Source organism: Nitratireductor sp. J20-h4, assembly GCF_056780505.1.
In genome coordinates, this window is sequence record NZ_CM165557.1 from 3,614,585 (window position 1) to 3,630,630 (window position 16,046).

General features: G+C 64.3%; 13 protein-coding genes. 6 read left to right on the forward strand and 7 right to left on the reverse strand.

Features of this window, described 5'->3' with window-relative positions:
- Positions 1–112: 112 nt before the first annotated feature.
- The 3 genes from ACT2B0_RS17360 to secA all read right to left on the reverse strand — a co-directional run bounded on the left by ACT2B0_RS17360 (position 113) and on the right by secA (position 8,282).
- Positions 113–1,117, reverse strand: a complete 1,005-nt coding sequence (locus ACT2B0_RS17360) for a substrate-binding domain-containing protein (protein WP_473459571.1) — start codon at positions 1,115–1,117, stop codon at positions 113–115.
- 512 nt (positions 1,118–1,629) lie between these two features.
- A complete protein-coding gene (locus ACT2B0_RS17365) occupies positions 1,630–5,349 on the reverse strand; it encodes a response regulator (protein ID WP_473459573.1) in 3,720 nt (1,239 codons plus the stop codon).
- Positions 5,350–5,552: 203 nt separating this feature from the next.
- A complete protein-coding gene (gene secA / locus ACT2B0_RS17370) occupies positions 5,553–8,282 on the reverse strand; it encodes a preprotein translocase subunit SecA (protein ID WP_473459575.1) in 2,730 nt (909 codons plus the stop codon).
- A 243-nt stretch (positions 8,283–8,525) separates the two neighbouring features.
- Between secA and ACT2B0_RS17375 the strand changes: the two genes are divergently transcribed.
- The 6 genes from ACT2B0_RS17375 (at position 8,526) to ACT2B0_RS17400 (ending at position 12,592) form a co-directional block, all read left to right on the forward strand.
- Positions 8,526–9,386: a peptidylprolyl isomerase gene (locus ACT2B0_RS17375; protein ID WP_473459577.1), complete on the forward strand. Its 861-nt coding sequence runs from the start codon at positions 8,526–8,528 to the stop codon at positions 9,384–9,386.
- 24 nt (positions 9,387–9,410) lie between these two features.
- Positions 9,411–10,652, forward strand: a complete 1,242-nt coding sequence (gene argJ, locus ACT2B0_RS17380) for a bifunctional glutamate N-acetyltransferase/amino-acid acetyltransferase ArgJ (protein WP_473459579.1) — start codon at positions 9,411–9,413, stop codon at positions 10,650–10,652.
- Positions 10,653–10,665: 13 nt separating this feature from the next.
- Positions 10,666–11,442 (forward strand): GNAT family N-acetyltransferase, encoded by a 777-nt coding sequence (locus ACT2B0_RS17385; RefSeq protein ID WP_473459581.1) that lies wholly within the window; start codon positions 10,666–10,668, stop codon positions 11,440–11,442.
- Positions 11,439–11,858, forward strand: a complete 420-nt coding sequence (mutT, locus tag ACT2B0_RS17390) for an 8-oxo-dGTP diphosphatase MutT (protein WP_473459583.1) — start codon at positions 11,439–11,441, stop codon at positions 11,856–11,858. Before ACT2B0_RS17385 ends, mutT begins: the two co-directional genes overlap by 4 nt.
- Positions 11,859–11,977: 119 nt before the next feature.
- A complete protein-coding gene (locus ACT2B0_RS17395) occupies positions 11,978–12,289 on the forward strand; it encodes a hypothetical protein (RefSeq protein ID WP_473459585.1) in 312 nt (103 codons plus the stop codon).
- Positions 12,290–12,424: 135 nt separating this feature from the next.
- Entirely contained in the window at positions 12,425–12,592 is a 168-nt protein-coding gene (locus tag ACT2B0_RS17400) for a Flp family type IVb pilin (RefSeq protein ID WP_473459587.1), read from the forward strand.
- A gap of 72 nt (positions 12,593–12,664) precedes the next feature.
- Here the strand turns inward: ACT2B0_RS17400 and ACT2B0_RS17405 are convergent, their stop codons facing one another.
- The 4 genes from ACT2B0_RS17405 to ACT2B0_RS17420 are packed head-to-tail and all read right to left on the reverse strand — an operon-like array spanning position 12,665 to position 16,041.
- Positions 12,665–13,135: a MarR family winged helix-turn-helix transcriptional regulator gene (locus ACT2B0_RS17405; RefSeq protein WP_473459589.1), complete on the reverse strand. Its 471-nt coding sequence runs from the start codon at positions 13,133–13,135 to the stop codon at positions 12,665–12,667.
- A gap of 37 nt (positions 13,136–13,172) precedes the next feature.
- Complete coding sequence (locus ACT2B0_RS17410) at positions 13,173–14,510, reverse strand: cytosine deaminase (protein ID WP_473459591.1); 1,338 nt, start codon at positions 14,508–14,510, stop codon at positions 13,173–13,175.
- On the reverse strand, positions 14,507–15,298 hold the full coding sequence (locus ACT2B0_RS17415) for an ABC transporter permease (protein WP_473459593.1): 792 nt from the start codon (positions 15,296–15,298) through the stop codon (positions 14,507–14,509). The genes ACT2B0_RS17410 and ACT2B0_RS17415 overlap by 4 nt, the downstream gene beginning before the upstream one ends.
- A complete protein-coding gene (locus ACT2B0_RS17420; RefSeq protein ID WP_473459595.1) occupies positions 15,295–16,041 on the reverse strand; it encodes an ABC transporter ATP-binding protein in 747 nt (248 codons plus the stop codon). Before ACT2B0_RS17420 ends, ACT2B0_RS17415 begins: the two co-directional genes overlap by 4 nt.
- Positions 16,042–16,046 lie beyond the last annotated feature (5 nt).

Below are 16,046 nucleotides of genomic sequence, written 5' to 3' on the forward strand. Positions count from 1 at the left end.
CGACGACCCACCCCAAACAGTGTCTCGAAGTCCCGGGCGCTCTCACGCACCGGTCTTGCGGGTTTCGTATGGCGCGGCCGGCCGTTGACCGCCCGCGCCATATCGAACTGTGTCAGGAGCCCATGCCCTTGAGCGCCTTGGCTTCCTCGGCCTGTGCGGCGCGGTCGGCCTCCGGCAGCGGGATCAGACCCTTGTCGGCAAGATAGCCCTCGGGGCCCCAGGCCGCCTCGGACGTGTATTCGGCAATGAACTCTTCCATGCCCGGAATGACGCCGACATGTTCCTTCTTGGCGTAGACGAACAGCGAGCGTGACACGCCGTAGTCGCCCGACGCGATGTTTTCGAAGGTCGGCTCGACGCCCTCGACCGTTGCGCCCTGCAGCTTGTCGGCGTTCTGGTCCAGGAAGGAGAAGCCGAAGATGCCGAATGCCTTGGGGTTGGCTTCCAGCTTCTGCACGATCAGATTGTCGTTCTCGCCGGCTTCCACATAGGCGCCGTCCTCGCGGATTTCCGTGCAGGCCTTTTCATTGGCCGCCTCGACCGCTTCCTGGCAGGCCTCTTCCATCACCAGTTCGACGAACGCGTCGCGCGTGCCGGAGGTGGGCGGCGGGCCGAGCACTTCGATCTTGTCGGCCGGCAATGCCGAATCGATATCGGCCCAGGTCGCGTACGGGTTGGCAACGACTTTGCCGTCGATCTCGACATTCTTGGCCAGAGCCTTGAAAATCTGTTCCTTGCTCAGCTCCACTGCCGTGCCGGCCTTGGAATTGGCGAGCACGATCCCGTCGAAGCCGACCTTGATCTGCACCGGTGTCACGCCGGCTTCCCTGCAGCTCGCCAGTTCCTTGTCCTTGATGGCGCGCGAGGCGTTGGTGAAGTCGGGCGTGCCTTCGCCGACGCCGGCGCAAAACAGCTTCATGCCGCCGCCGGTGCCGGTCGATTCCACGACCGGCGTCTTGAACGCGCCGCTCTGGCCGAGTTTTTCGGCAACGGCGGTGGTGAACGGAAATACCGTCGACGAGCCGACGATCTGGATCTGGTCGCGCGCAGCCGCCACACCGGCGGAGGCGGCAACGGCGAGGGCCGCGGCCGACGCCGTAAGGAGAACTTTCTTCATGAGGCCTACTCCTGTTCGGAATTCTTCTTCGCCGCACTCCAGCGGCGACGAGGTCCGAGTAACCGGCCTGTGTTACAGTTCGATGACGGTTTTGTGTCGCGCCGATTACGCCGTCAGCAGGCGCCGGGAGGCCGTAGCGCCGGCGTCGCGGCGCGTCACCGATAATCCGCAAATATCAGGGGCTTGGTTTCGGGCATTGTCCCCGCCCGCGCCAGACGGCGCCGGCGGGACTGCGGGGTAGTTTTTTTTAAGGCGTCCCGGATTGCGGACCTCGAAATAAAAAGCCGGGCAGGTGAGCGCTGCGTGCGTCGTCTGGAGCACATGCGGCGGACTTGGTAGGAACCGGATCGGTTGGAGCTTGCGATTGCCGTGTTCGATCCGCCGCCGCTCATCCTGCCCGGAAACACTATCCGGCCTGAAGATTGAAATGATGGTAGCGGTTAACCATAGGGGGTGCGCTATGGCGTGATCACACCATGGTTTCACTTATCGCAAAAAAACGCAAACCAACGTCAAACGCCGAGTTCACGGCGCAGGGCTGTCGTTTCGTGCCATTTTTGGATCTTGGCCAGCAGCGCGTTCGGGCTGATCGGCTTGGGCAGGTAATCGTCCATGCCGGCCTCCATGCAGCGCGCCCGGTCACCCTTGAGCGCATGCGCTGTGACGCCGATGATCGGCGTGTGGGCCGCCTCTGGCGCCTCGGCCCGACGGATTGCCGCGGTCGCCTCCAAACCGTTCATCTCCGGCATGGAAACATCCATCAGGATAATGGAAGGTTGCATCTCGGCATGTGCCTCGACGGCCAGCCGGCCATTGCGAACGATCTCGTAGGTGAACGGCGTTTCGCCCAGGATCTGCGCGAACACGAGCTGGTTGACCTCGTTGTCCTCGGCCACGAGGATATCGACCCGGGACCGCCTCGCCGGCTCGGCGCGCGCCTTGTGGTCGTCTAACGTGTTTTCGTCCGGCGGCCGAACGGCGGTGCCCTGAAGTGACGGCGGCGCGGCGGGGCCGCGAATGGCGGGCGGTACGACGAGGACGGAAGCCTCGGCCGGCGCGTGTCGCATCCCGGTCGGACCACCATCGCGGCCGCGCCGATAGTGTATATGATCGAGAAGGACATCCCGCAGGGCGGAGGAACGCACCGGCTTGGTGAGCTGGGCGTCGATTCCGTATTCGGCGAATTCAGCGCTTGTCAGGGCATGGTCGACCGACGTCAGAAGAATGATCGCCGCCTTGTCGAGACCGGCGGTGTTGCGAATCGCGGCCGCAACCTCGAGCCCGCTCATCCCCGGCATCTGGTAGTCCAGAACCACGCAATCGACCGCGATGTCCCGCGCGGCCGCCGCTTGCAGGACCGCGAGCCCTTCGCTGCCGTTTTCGGCCGCGCATGCATCGAAGTTCCAGGAACGCATCTGTTCGAGCAGAATGGCGCGGTTGACTTCATTGTCATCCACCACGAGCACCCGCGCGCCGGAGACGTCCACGGGCGTGGGGTCGCTGCGCCTGCACTCGTCGGCGACAGGCAGTTCCACGACAAACCAGAAGGTCGAGCCTTCGCCGACTGCGCTTTCGACTCCGATCTTGCCGCCCATCAGCGCAACGAGTCGCGCGGTGATCGCCAGTCCCAGTCCGGTTCCCTCGTGACGACGTGTCGAGCTTGCGTCGCCCTGGCTGAATTTCTCGAAGACCTTTGGCAGCGTTTCCCGCGCGATACCGATGCCGGTGTCGGTTATGTCGAAGCGCAGCGCCACCTGTCCGTCCTCGACGGTGCCGGACACGTCCGCGAGCACATGACCGGAATCGGTGAATTTCACCGCATTGCCGATCAGATTTGTGAGTATCTGGCGCAGACGGCCGACATCGCCAGTCACCGTGCTTGGCAGATCGGGATCGACCCTGACGATCAACTCGAGGTCTTTTTCCTTTGCCCGCGTCGACATCAGCGTGGCCACATCCTCGACCGCCTCAGCGAGACTGAACGGCACCGGATCCAGGACGAGCTGGCCGGCGTCGATTTTGGAGAAGTCGAGAATGTCGTTGATGATCGTCAGCAGCGCGTTGCCGGATTTCAGGATGATGTCGGTAAAGGTTTTCTGCTTCTGATTGAGGTCGCTCTTCGCCAGCAGCTCGGCCATGCCGAGCACACCGTTCATCGGCGTGCGGATCTCGTGGCTCATGTTAGCCAGAAACTCGGATTTGGCCCGATCGGCAAGCACCGCGCGCTGCTCGGCGGCGCGCAGGTCCTCTTCGCGTTGTTTGAGTTCGGTGACGTCGGTGGTGGAGCCGATCAGATAAAGCGACCCGTCGGAAGCTATCATCGTGCTCTTGCGTGCGATCCGGTAGTTGGGAGCGCCGTCGGCGCCGGTGCCGGTTTCCTCGATGACCCGCATCTCGCCGGTTTTCAGAACCTCGCGATCCGCCGCCATATACGCTTCACCGTCTGCCCCGAACACCTCCACATCGGTACGCCCGACGGCAGCGTCCCTGGCAAGGCCGGTCAGGTCGCACCAGCCCTTGTTGACGTAAGCGATGCGCAGATCCGGATGCTTGGCGTAGATGGCAACCGGCACATTGTCGATCAGCGTACAAAACAGCTCGTTCTCCCGGGTCGCTTCCTGCAGAGACGCCTCACGGCGTTTCATGTCGGTAATGTCGACCCGAACCCCGACGAACAGACCGTCTTTTGTGCGTGTGTCATAGACCCGGAACCAGCGACCATCCGGGTTTCTGCGTTCGGATACCGAGTGCCCGACATGATACCGTTGCAGCGTCCGATCGATCCAGCTTTCACGATCCACATCGTAAAGGGCATCCACCTCCGGATCTCCGGAATGGCGGAAATAACCCGCATCGTGCGCCGTCTCGACCGCCAGCCGCAGCGACTGACCCGGTTCGATGAACGGCCGCAGGGCCGGCAACGAATCCTGGATGCGCTTGTTGGATAATACCAGCCGGTCGTTCTTGTCGTAGATGATGACGCCGGCCGGCAAGGTCTCGATCACCCGCGCCAGAAGCGTGCGCGCTTCATCGGCCTCGCGCTCGCGCCGCCTGATGTCGGTGACATCGAAAACGCAGCCGGCGACATAAACGGTGCCCGACGCCGTTTGCAGGCGGGTCTTGCGCACGACGTGCGAGCGCATGGTGCCGGCATAGTCAAAATCCTCCTCGACCTCGTAGGTCTCGCCGCTGGCCAGCACCGCGCGCTCGCTGTCCTCAAACAGCCTGGCGTCGGCGGGAGCCGCGATGTCGGCGGCGCGTTTGCCCAGGATCGCGGCAACGGTGGTGCCATTCAGACGCGCGAAGGCCTCGTTGACGAAGACGAACCGCAGATCCGCATCCTTGACGAACACCGCGTCCTCGACGCTGTTGATCGCCGCGTCTGCCAGATGCGCCCGCTTGAGGGTCTCGGCGAGCTCCGCCTCGCGTTGTTTCAACGCGGTGATGTCGGTGCAGATGCCCATCCGCCCGCCGTCATGGGTCGGCAGCTCGCGATGCATAAGCCAGCGCCCGTCCGACAGCCGCAGCGTTACGGCAGCATTCGGCTCCTTCGCTCGCCGCTCGAAAAACGCTTCGCGCCATGCAGCCGCGTCGAGCCCGTCGGTCGACCAGATCCCGCGCTCCAGACCGGTATCGATGAATTCGCCGACCGGCAGTCCGGGCCGGATCACATCCTCCATGCCGCGATAGAGGTCCAACAGCGCATCGTTGTAGAGAGCGATGCGATCCTCGCCGTCAAAATAGACGAACGCGTCCTGCATGACGTTGAGCGCCGCCATCAGACGTTCGGCGTTCGTCCGGCCGCCTTCGGCCACCGGCCCCGCGACGACCGCGGCCTCGGTCGGCACCCCGGTTTCGATCAACGCGGTCACGTCGCGCGCGATGCCGCGATAGCCGGCAAACCCGCCATCGGCGTCGACTTTCGGCAGGCCCGACAGCGCCACCCAGCGGCACGAGGCGCCGGGCACGTGTATCCGCTGCAAGAAATCCCGGAAGGGACGCCGCGCCGCCAGCGTTCCGCGATGCTTGGCGGCCGCCTCGGTCGACGCCGCATCGCGGTCGAGCGTGGCGAGCCGGGAACGGCCGATGATGCCAGACGGCTTGATCCCGGTCAGGATGGAGCAATTGTCGCCGATCTCGGTGTAACGGTGATCCGCGTCGGTTTCCCACGTCCAGTCGCAGGCAAGGGAGAAGAGTTCGGCGGCGATGGAGATATCGGCTTTTGCAGACATGGCGAACCCATCCGGCTCGCGCCTGACAGCGCGCGGTGTCGCCTTCTTCCGGCCTTTACCGGGACTATCGTCGCCTCGCTCCACCCTCGCAGCGTCCTTTCGGCAGCTCTAACCGAGCAAGGATGGGCGACAACGCTTAACGTATCGCTAACCTTGTTGCACGTCAGCCGCGAGCCAGGCCGCCAGCATGGTCGGCTTCGGCGTCAGGCGAAAGCGCCGTGGCAATGCTTGAATTTCTTGCCCGATCCGCACGGACAGGCCTCGTTGCGGCCCACCTTGCCCCAGGTCGACGGATCCTGCGGATCGCGATCCTCCGGCGCGACCGTGCGCGAGGACTGCAGCAAGGCAAGCGTGTCGCCCTCGTCACCGAAATCGTCCTCGCCGGTGCTGGCGTCGAGATGGTGACCCTCCGCCTCGGGCGCCTCGGGCGGCGGCGCGTCGGCCGCCTCGCGCACCAGTTCGACACGCATGAGCTGCGCCGTCACCGCCTGGCGCAGGTTGCCGAGCATGCCCTGGAAGAGTTCGAACGCTTCTGATTTGTACTCGTTGAGCGGATCGCGTTGGGCGTAACCGCGGAAGCCGATCACCGAGCGCAGATGATCGAGATTGACCAGATGCTCGCGCCACAGATGGTCGACCGTCTGCAGCAGGATGGATTTTTCGACATAGGTCATGACCTCCGGGCCGAAGCGCTCCGCGCGTTCGGCGGCCGCCTTTTGCGTCGCCTCGGTGAGACGCTCGCGGATGGCCTCCTCGTCGATCCCCTCTTCCATGGCCCAGTCCTCGACCGGCAGATCGAGGTTGAGATAGGCCGCCACCCCCTGCTTGAGGCCGTCGACGTCCCACTGCTCGGCATAGGCGTTTTCGGGGATATGCTTGGCGACCAGGTCGTCGATCACGTCCTGGCGCATTTCGGCGACGGTGTCCGACAGGTTCTCCCCGTCCATCAGTTCGATCCGCTGCTCGAACACGACCTTGCGCTGGTCGTTCATCACGTCGTCGAATTTCAGCAGATTCTTGCGGATGTCGAAATTGCGCGCCTCGACCTTCTTCTGGGCCTTCTCCAGCGCCTTGTTGATCCAGGGATGGATGATCGCCTCGTCTTCCTTCAGGCCGAGCTTCTTGAGCATGCCGTCCATGCGCTCGGACCCGAAAATGCGCATCAGGTCGTCCTGCAGCGACAGGAAGAACTTGGAACGTCCCGGATCGCCCTGACGGCCGGAGCGGCCGCGCAGCTGGTTGTCGATGCGGCGGCTTTCATGGCGCTCGGTGGCCAGGACATAAAGCCCGCCGGCGGCGAGCGCCTCGCCCTTCAGCCGCAACACGTCCTCACGGATCGCCTTTTCGAGCGCGTCCCGCTCGGGACCCTCGGGCATGTCGCCCAGCTCTTCCTGGATCCGCAATTCGGCATTGCCGCCAAGTTGGATGTCGGTGCCGCGACCGGCCATGTTGGTCGCGATCGTAATCGCGCCCGGCTTGCCGGCCTGGGCGATGATCTGCGCCTCGCGCTCATGATGGCGGGCATTCAGGACCTCGAAGCCGGGCAGGCCTTCCTTGCGCATCAGCTCGGCGAGATATTCCGACTTCTCGATCGAGGTCGTGCCGACCAGGATGGGCTGGTTGCGCCCGTTGGCATCGCGGATTTCGCGCACGATGGCGCGGAATTTTTCCTCTGCGGTGCGGTAGACCTCGTCGTCCTCGTCCAGACGCGCGACCGGAAGGTTGGTCGGGATTTCCGAAACGCCCAGGCCATAGATATTGCCGAATTCCTCGGCCTCCGTCGAAGCCGTACCGGTCATGCCGGCGAGCTTCTTGTACATGCGGAAATAGTTCTGGAAGGTGACCGAGGCCAGCGTCTGGTTTTCGGGCTGGACCTGTACGTGTTCCTTGGCCTCGAGCGCCTGGTGCAATCCCTCCGAAAAGCGCCGGCCCGGCATCATGCGGCCGGTGAATTCGTCGATGATGACGACCTCGCCATCACGCACGATATAGTCCTTGTCGCGCTGGAACAGGCGGTGTGCCTTCAGCGCGTTGTTGATGTGGTGCACGATGGCGACGTTCTCCACGTCGTAGAGCGAGTCGCCCTTGAGCATGCCCGCGTCGCGCAGCAGGTTTTCGACCTTTTCCGTGCCTTGCTCGGTGAAGGTCGCGGTACGCTGTTTCTCGTCGATCTCATAATCGGCCTCGTCCAGCCCGGGAATGAATGCGTCGACCTGGTTGTAGAGTTCGGAACGGTCGTCGAGCGGACCGGAGATGATCAGCGGCGTGCGCGCCTCGTCGATCAGAATGGAATCGACCTCGTCGACGATCGCGTAATTGTGACCGCGCTGCACCATCTGGGCCCGCTCATATTTCATATTGTCGCGCAGATAGTCGAAGCCGAGCTCGTTGTTGGTGCCGTAGGTGACGTCGCAGCCATAGGCCTCGCGCCGCTCGTCGTCGGAAAGACCGTGCACGATCACGCCGGTCGTCAGGCCGAGAAAGGCGTAGACCTTGCTCATCCACTCCGCGTCGCGGCGGGCGAGATAGTCGTTGACAGTCACCACGTGTACGCCCTTGCCCTCGAGCGCGTTCAGATAGACCGGCAGCGTGGCGACCAGCGTCTTGCCCTCGCCCGTCTTCATCTCGGCGATCGAGCCGTCGTGCAGCACCATGCCGCCGATGAGCTGAACGTCGAAGGGCCGAAGTCCGAGGGCGCGCTTGGCAGCTTCGCGCACGACGGCGAAGGCCGGCACCAGCAGGTCGTCGACCGGGGTACCGGCCGCGACCTTTTCCCGGAACTCAGCGGTCTTGGCTTTCAACTGCTCGTCCGACAGCGCTTCCATCTCGGGCTCGAGCGCGTTGATCGCCTCGACGCGCGGCCGAAGTCCTTTGATGCGGCGGTCGTTGGCGGACCCGAATATCTTGCGGGCGAGGACACCGAGGCTGACCATCAGATGGTCCTTTCGATCAATTATTTCCCGGCGAAACCGGCCGAAACGTGCTTACGATCGCGATATGTGCGGATCAAGGGGATAAAAGCGTCCGGAAAACGGTTCTGGACGCGAAGCCGAAGGACAGATAAGAGGGGCCCACCGTGATGTCAACTTGACGCCGGGAAGCGGTGGCACGCGGATTTTCGCCGTATTGACGCCCATATTGGCGCCATTCTGCGCGCTGTTTTCTGGAGACATTTCATGCCCGTGTCCTACGCCTTCCGCCCCCTGCTTGCCTGCGGAGCAGCATTGGCGCTCTCGATCTGCACCGCCACGGCCAGCCTTGCGGCGGAGACGGACGTGGTCGCGACCGTCGACGGCGCGCCGATCACCGAAGGCGATCTCGCCATCGCCGAGAGCGATCTCGATCCGCAATTCAACCAGTTGCCGGCGGACAAGCGCCGTGCCGCGGCGCTTTCCGCCATTATCGAAATCCGGCTGCTTGCAGCCGCGGCCGAGGCCGGCGGACTGGCCGACGACGACGCGTTCAAGCGCCGCATGGCGTTTCTGCGCGACCGGGCCCTGCACAGCGCCTTCGTCGAGCAAAACGTCGCCGCCAAGGTCGGCGAGGACGCGGTGCGCGAACGCTATGACCGCGAAATCGCCAACACCCCGCCGGCCAACGAGATCCGCGCCCGCCACATCCTGGTCAAGACCAGGGAAGAGGCCGAGGCGATTATCGACCAGCTCGAGGCCGGCGGTGATTTCGAGGCCATCGCCAAGGAAAAATCGACCGATGGCGCCGCCGCGCAGGGTGGCGATCTCGGCTATTTCGGCCCGGGGCAGATGGTTCCCGCCTTTGAAAAGGCCGCCTTTGCCATCGAGATCGGGGCGTTTTCCAAGGAACCGGTCGAGACCCAGTTCGGCTTCCATGTGATCAAGGTCGAGGACAAGCGCGCGCAGCAGCCGCCGGCCTTTGACAAGGTTCAGGAACAGTTGCGGTCGCTGCTCCTGCGCGAGGCCTATTTCGGCGCCGTCAAGGAACTGCGTGAAAAGGCCGAGATCGAGATTTCCGATCCGGCCCTCAAGGAGACGGTCGACGCGCTCGACCGAAGCGAATAGACGTCGCTTCTTCGAGGCAAGGCCATGCTGTCCCCCGTCTCTCCACTGGCCCCGAAAAAGGCCCCCGTCTTGCCAGCGCTCGGCGGTGTGCGGATCGCAACCGCCGCCGCCGGCATCAAATATAAGGGCCGCACCGACCTGATGGTCATGGTGTTCGAGCAAGGCACGCAGGCGGCCGGCGTATTCACGCGCTCGAAATGCCCGTCCGCACCGGTCGATTTCTGCCGCGCCAATCTCGCACCGGGCGATGCCCGCATCCTGGTCGTCAATTCCGGCAACGCCAACGCCTTCACCGGGCGCAGGGGCGCGGAGGCGACGCGGTTGACCGCCGAAGCGGCTGCACGCGCCGCAGCCTGCGAGACCGGCGCGGTTTTCCTGGCGTCGACCGGCGTGATCGGCGAGCCGCTCGAAACCGGTCGGTTCACCCATCTGCTCGACCGTCTCGTCGCCGAAGCCGAGCCCGATCGCTGGGCCGACGCCGGCAAGGCGATCATGACGACCGACACCTATCCCAAATACGCCACCGCCACGGTGAAGCTCGATGGTGTCGAAGTGACGATCAACGGCATCGCCAAGGGCGCGGGCATGGTCGCCCCCGACATGGCGACCATGTTGTCCTTCGTCGTCACCGACGCGCCGATCGAGGCGCCGGTCTTGCAAACGCTGCTGCGCCAGGGCGTCGGCCGGTCGTTCAATTCGATCACCGTCGACAGCGATACATCGACCAGCGACACACTGATGTTTTTCGCCACCGGCGCCGCGGAACGGCGCGGCGCACCGCGTATCAAGGACGCAGGCGACCGTCGGCTGGTGTCGTTCCGGCGGGCGCTGAACCGGATCCTGAAAGATCTTGCGCTCCAGGTCGTCCGCGACGGCGAAGGCGCGCGCAAGGAAATCGAAATCACCGTCTCCGGCGCGCGCTCGGCCCGGTCCGCCAAGCGTATCGCCCTGTCGATCGCCAATTCGCCGCTGGTCAAGACGGCGATCGCCGGCGAGGATGCGAATTGGGGCCGTGTCGTCATGGCTGTCGGCAAGGCCGGCGAGCCGGCCGATCGCGATCGTCTGGCGATCAGCTTCGGCGAATACCGGGTTGCTTTTGAAGGCGAACGCGACCCCTCCTATTCGGAGGACGCCGTATCGCGCTACATGCAGGGCGAGCGCATCGCCATCGGCGTCGACCTCGGCATCGGTCGCGGCCGGGCCACCGTATGGACCTGCGACCTGACGAAGGACTATGTCGCCATCAACGGCGACTACCGCAGCTAAGCAGGGGCGACACGTGCGGACGAACGTCGAAGACAGGACCGATCTGGCCAGAGTTCGGCGTTTCGAGGCGGCGGGATTTCGGGCCTGGCCTGCAAGTTTCGTGTTGTATGACGGCACATGGCTGGTCCGGCTGACCGCCGGCCTGCCGGCGAAACGGCTCAATTCCGTCAATCCGCTCGATCCGCGCGACGACGGCCGGCTCGAAGAAAGGCTGGCGCGCGTACGCCGGCGCTTCGAGGGCCATGGCCGGCCGCTGACGTTTCGCATGTCGCCGCTTGCCGGCCACACGCTGGCCCGCCATCTCGACCGGGAGGGCTGGTCGCGATTCGGCGAATCGATCGTCATGCACGCGTCTCTGGAGGAGGCCGGGCTCGAGAACGCTATCGACCAGATCCCGCTGCAGGACGTGGGACGTTTCGTCGGCGCGGCGCTGGACATCCATGCCCTCGATCCGGCCCTGCGCCCGGGCTTGTCGGAAGTGATCGGTTCGATCGAGCCCGAAACGGGATTGTTCGTGCTGGAAGGCGAGAGCGCGCCGGTAGCGACAGCGATCTGCGTTCTCGACAGCGAACTGGCCGGCCTGTTCGAAGTCGCCACATTGGCTGAAAAACGCGGACGCGGCTACGGCCGGCGCGTCGTGCAGGCCGCCTTGAAATGGGCCCGCCAACGCGGCGCGCGGGAGGCTTGGCTGCAGGTCGAGGCCGACAACGACCACGCGCTCGGTCTTTACCGCGCGCTCGGCTTTCGCCAGGCCTATCGCTACCATTATCGGCGCCCCCCCGGGTCATGACCGTTCCCCAGCCCAGCAAACCGGTCGTCCTGGTTGCCGCCTGCGCGCTGGTCGACGCCGACGGACGCGTTCTGATCGCGCAGCGCCCGGCCGGCAAGGCGCTGGCGGGCCTGTGGGAATTTCCCGGTGGCAAGGTCGAGACCGGCGAGACGCCGGAAGCGGCCTTGATTCGCGAGTTGGAGGAAGAACTCGGCCTGAAGACCTGGGCCTCGTGCCTGGCGCCGCTGACCTTCGCCAGCCATAGCTACGAGACCTTCCACCTGCTGATGCCGCTCTACGTATGCCGCCGGTTCGACGGCACGGCGGCGGGACGCGAGGGTCAGGCCATCAGGTGGGTCAGGCCGCGTGCCCTGCGCGACTACCCCATGCCGCCGGCCGACCAGCCGCTGATTGCGCATCTGATCGACCTGTTGTGATCTCCCGGTCCCCACGCCATTCGCGCAAACAGCGTTAATGGATCGTTTAGCCAGACGTGACATTTTTACCGAGCGGCCGGCCGATGCCGGACGCGCGACGCGACTGCCGGGATGGACCGATGCGATCAGAACGCGAATGGCGACCAGATGACGGGGACTATTTCCTGAACGGAAACGGCCTGAGCGCGATACGCCTGGCGCTGTTGTTCGGAGCCGGCGCCGTAGCGCTCGGCCTCGTCGTCGCCCCGCTCGCCGAAAAACGGTTCTCCGGCGGCATCGCCGCCGCCGACGCGTTTTACGGCGTCGACATGACCAGCACCGGCTCGATCGGCTCCGGCAAAACCTACACGGTGCGCAAGAGCGTTCTGCAATCGGTTCCCGGCGCGACCTGCATCATCAACGGGGATGGCCGCCAGATCGGCGATTGCTGAGCGCTTCGCAACGCATCCGCGCGGGACTGAGCGACGTCCTGCCCCGATCGGCCGGTAAGCGGAGGTTAACCGCCCTCGTTAAACCTTTCTCACGGCTTTGGGGCTAGTTTGACGACAAAGGAAAGGCGCCGAACGATGCTCTTGCGTTTCTGGAACGACCGGTCGGGCGCCACCATCATTGAGTATGGCGTGCTCTTGACGGTATTGTCGCTGGTGATCGTGGCGGCTGTCGCCAATGTCGCCGACAAGATCGAATTCCTATTCTCCGATCCCGCCAGCAAGCTGCAACAGGGGCTCGACTAGCCCGTTTCCACAATCACGTCTTGGTGCTGGCTGACCAATGCCGGCCGGCCGGTGGAATAGCGTCACGTCCCGTCAAGCCGAATTTCCTTCCGACAAGCCTTTCGCCCGCTCCAAAAGCAGATCAAGCGTACCAATCAGCGCCCGAATCTCGTCGCCCGAAAAACCCTCCAACAAGATCTTGTTGCGTTCGATCGCCGCGATTGTCAGGTCGGCATGAAGGGAGAGTCCGTTCGCCGTCAGGGTAATTTCGGCCTCGCGGCGATCCCGTGCGCTTTGGCGCCGCGAAACGAACCCACGCTCGGCAAGCGCTGACACGGCCCGACTAACCTGGGCCGGATCGAGCAAAGCGTGAAAAGTCAGCTCGCGAATCGAGATCGGCTGGAAGACACCCAATAGCGTAATCACCTGCCATTCGACCTGGCCGAGGCCGAAACGGCTGCGAGCATCCTGCACCGCTGCGCGGGTGAGGTATTTCGACAAGGTGTTGACGTGCGGCGCGACCAGGTCGCCCGCGCTGGGAAACGACGTCCGCGCTGCGTTCATACTGCCAGGTCCTCGGAATTTTTATCTCACCCGATCACTACTGGCCGATCGCGAACAATCTGTCGAGGTCGCTATAGGGCGGCAATTCGCTATTTACCGGACGACCCGCACGCAGGACGACGCGATCCGCCTGCGGACGGCTGAGAAGTTCCGACATCGACCGCGCGGGAAACAGGACAAGGTCGGCCGTCGCTCCGGCGCGCAGCGTGACGTCGCTACCCATCCGTGCTGCCGGAACCGTTGTGACCGCTGCCGCCCAGCCGGGCGTGACCTCATCCAGATGCGCCGTTCGGGTGGTTTCCCGCAACACTTCGAGCAGGTCGTAATCCCCGAACGGATGAAAGGGATCGCCGCAATTGTCGCTCGCCAGCGCGACCGGAATTCCGAGCGCGGCTGCTTCCTGCAACGGAGCGACACCGCGACGCAAAGGCGTCGAGGACGCATGGCGGTCCTGCAGCCACGAATTGACGAGCGGCAGGCTTACGAGACCGATGCCGGCCTCGGCGCACCGCCCGAGGATCGCCTGCTTGCGGGCATCGCTCATCACCGACAGGCTGCAGCAATGACCGCAGGTCACCCGCCCCTCGTATCCATGGCGAATAGTCGCCTCGGCGACGGCGAGCAGCGTGTCGGCCTGCGGATCAAGACTCTCGTCGACATGAAGGTCGATGTCGAGGTCGTGCGCGCCGGCAAGGCCGAACAGGGCGGCAAGCGAGCGCGACAGCGTTTCGGCCTGGCGTTCCGGCGGAACGCCGATCAGTTTCGTCACGCCGCCTAGCAACGCCCCGTTCTCGGCCGCCCTCGCGGCGAACGCGGCCGCCCCATCGTCAAGGTAAAACCCGATCGGCGCCATGGCCACGAATTGCAGCCCGACGCGAGCGGCCCATTCACGGCGCAATTCCGTCATCACACGCCAGAGGGCGCCCGACTGGGGTCCGAGCGCATCGAGATGGCTGCGCATCGCCGAGGTGCCATGGGCATAGGCACAGCGAAGGGCGAAGGTGGCCCGTCCACGCAGATCCTCCTCCGTCCAGTTGGCATGATCGGCCCGCGTCGCGCCGACGGCTCCCAGCAATGTCCGGTCCGGGTTTTTCACCCGCCGGCCGAGATGGGACTTGTCGAGATGGGTGTGCATGTCGACGAATGTCGGCCAAACCATCGCGCCGCCGAGGTCGAGCGCGTCGGCAGGAGCCGTGCCGGGTGGCGAGACTCCGACGAACGCGTCCCCGTCAACGGCAATGTCGGCCAGCACGAAACCGGCGGCATCGGCCTGGAAGTCCGTGGAATCTGCGACAAGACCGGCGGGAATGCGCGCCTTCGACAGCGCGAACGCACCGGACGAACGCGCCACATGATCGAGAATGCGCTGCTTCATTTTTCACGATCCATCGCGCTTTCGTGCCAACGGCCGAGAATACGCTGCGAGACGGCGCTGGTTGCCAGGAAGATCAGGACGCCCGTCAGCGAAATCAGCAGCAGGGCCGCAAACATGCGCGGGGTCTGCAGCTGATAGCTGGATTCGAGAATGCGGTAGGCCAGGCCGGATCCCTGCCCGCTGGTGCCCGCGACGAATTCCGCGACCACGGCGCCGGTAAGCGAAAGGCCGCCGGAAATGCGCACCCCGGTCAGGAAATAGGGCATGGCCGAGGGCACCCTCAGCTTCAGCAATGTCTGGCGCGGCGTCGCCCGGTAGAGACGGAACATGTCGCGCAAATTGTGGTCCGAGCTGTTCAACCCGACCGTCGTATTGGACAGGATGGGAAAGAAGGCGACCAGCCAGGCACAGGCAAGAAGGGCGAGCCTGACATTGTCGATCCAGATGATCAGCAGCGGCGCGATCGCGACGACCGGCGTCACCTGCATGATGACGGCGTAGGGAAACAGCGTCGTTTCCACGGTCTTCGACAAGCTGAACAGAATGGCGATCAGGCCGCCGCCGACGACGGCGCACACAAACGCCATTCCGGTGATCTGCAAGGTGACCAGCAGCGCTTCCGACAGCAAAGGCCAATCCTTGATCAGCGCTTCGGCAATGGCCGTGGGACCAGGCAGGATGAACGGCGAAACGCCGAAGCCGCGCACCGTGGCTTCCCACAGAACGAGACACACGACACCAAGCCCGACGGGCAGGCCGATTTGACGCCAGCGATATGAGGTATTCATAGGGCCATTGCCTTTTCGAGGGCGCTGGAAGCCTTGCGACACAGGGTCGAGTAGGCCGTGGAAGTCCGGAACTCCGCCCCTCGCGCGAGATCTGTCTGGATCGCGAGATCATCCGAAACCCTCCCGGGGCGCGCCGCCATGACGACAACCCGCTCGGAAAGATAGACCGATTCGAATACCGAATGGGTCACGAAGACCGCCGTGAACCGCTTTGCCTGCCACAATGCGAGAAGATCGTTGTTGAGCTTGAAGCGCGTGATCTCGTCGAGCGCGGCGAACGGCTCATCGAGAAGCAGGATGTCGGGATCGGTGGCGAGCGCACGCGCCAGCGACACCCGCATTTTCATCCCGCCCGAAAGCTCCCTTGGATAGGCGTCCTCGAACCCTTTCAGGCCGACCTGGTCGAGAGCCTCGGCCGCGCGGGCGCGCATCTGTGCCTTCGGCATGCCGGCGAGATCGAGCGGCAGCATGACGTTGGCGAGCGCCGTTGCCCAGGGCATCAGCGTCGGTTCCTGAAAAACGAAGCCGATTCGTCCGGCATCCCGGCGCCCCGACACCGCGCCCTCGCTGGGCTCCACCAGCCCGGCGATAATGCGCAGCACGGTGCTTTTGCCGCATCCCGAAGGGCCGAGCAGGCTTACGAAGCTGCCCGGCGCCAGATCGAGGTCCAGCTTCGACACCGCTGTGGTGCCGTTGTTGAACGTCTTGGAGATGCCCTGCAACCGGACGATTGCGTCCGGCATCACTG